Source organism: Streptomyces sp. NPDC058632 (assembly GCF_042717095.1).
In the GTDB taxonomy this organism is placed as follows: Bacteria; Actinomycetota; Actinomycetes; order Streptomycetales; family Streptomycetaceae; genus Streptomyces.
Genome location: NZ_JBHXQZ010000220.1, coordinates 1 through 1,130, shown reverse-complemented (window position 1 = coordinate 1,130; position 1,130 = coordinate 1). Strand labels below are relative to the sequence as shown.

1 protein-coding gene is annotated in these 1,130 nt (G+C 71.6%); it reads left to right on the top strand.

What is annotated here, in order from left to right; genetic code table 11:
* The coding region (locus ACFWVE_RS35080; RefSeq protein ID WP_384023339.1) for an acyltransferase domain-containing protein at window positions 1-1,130 on the top strand (1,130 nt) is incomplete at both ends.

The window sequence follows — 1,130 nt, the reverse complement described above, 5'->3', positions numbered from 1 at the left end:
ACCGAGCCGTCATCCTCACACCCGACCACGACACACCACTCACCCCCCTGGCCCGCCTCACCACGCACCAGCCCCACCCCCACCTCATCACGGCCACATCCCAGGACCTGCCGCGGAACGGCGGCAGGCTGGGCATCCTGTTCCCCGGGCAGGGCTCTCAGCAGGCAGGAGCCGGGCGTGAGCTGTACGAGACGTATCCCGCCTTCGCCTCCGCTCTGGACGCGGTGTGCGAGGAACTGGACCGGCATCTGGACCGACCGCTGCGCGAGGTGATGTGGGGCGCCGACGAGGCGTTGCTGGACCGCACCGAGTACGCCCAGCCTGCGCTGTTCGCGCTGGAGGTCGCCCTGTTCCGGCTGGTGGAGTCCTGGGGCACCCGTCCGGACGTCCTCATCGGGCATTCGGTGGGTGAACTGGCTATGGCGCATGTTGCCGGGGTGTTCTCGCTGCCCGACGCCTGCACGCTGGTCGCCGCGCGCGGTCGCCTGATGGGCGCCCTGCCCGAGGGCGGGGCGATGATGGCGCTGGAGGCGTCCGAGGACGAGGTCGTTCCCCTGCTCACCGCCGCGGTGGGCATCGCGGCGGTCAACGGCCCCGTCTCCGTGGTGATCTCGGGTACCGAAGCGGCGGTACGGGACCTCGGCGCGCTCTGGGAGGCACGGGGACGCCGGACCACGCGGCTTCGGGTCAGCCATGCCTTCCACTCACCGCTGATGGAACCCGCGCTGTCCCGGTTCACGGAAGTGGCGGAGGGACTCTCCTACGGTGGTCCGGGCATCGCCCTGGTGTCGACGCTCACCGGAGAGGCGGTCACGGACGATCTGCTGTCCGGTGCCGCGTACTGGGTGCGGCATGCGCGGGAGAGCGTGCGGTTCGCCGACGGTGTACGGGCGGTGGAGCGGCGGGGCGTGGGAACGCTGCTGGAACTGGGCCCCCGGGGGTCCCTCTCGGGACTGGTGCCCGACTGCCTCGCCGACCCGGACTCACTGTTGGCGGTGCCGGCCCTTCGGGAGGATCAGCCCGAGGGCATGTCCTTGCTGTCGTCGGTGGCGCAGGCGTTCGTGCGGGGCGTCCACGTCGACTGGGCCGCCCACTTCACCGACACCCACGCCCCGCACACCGACCTCCCG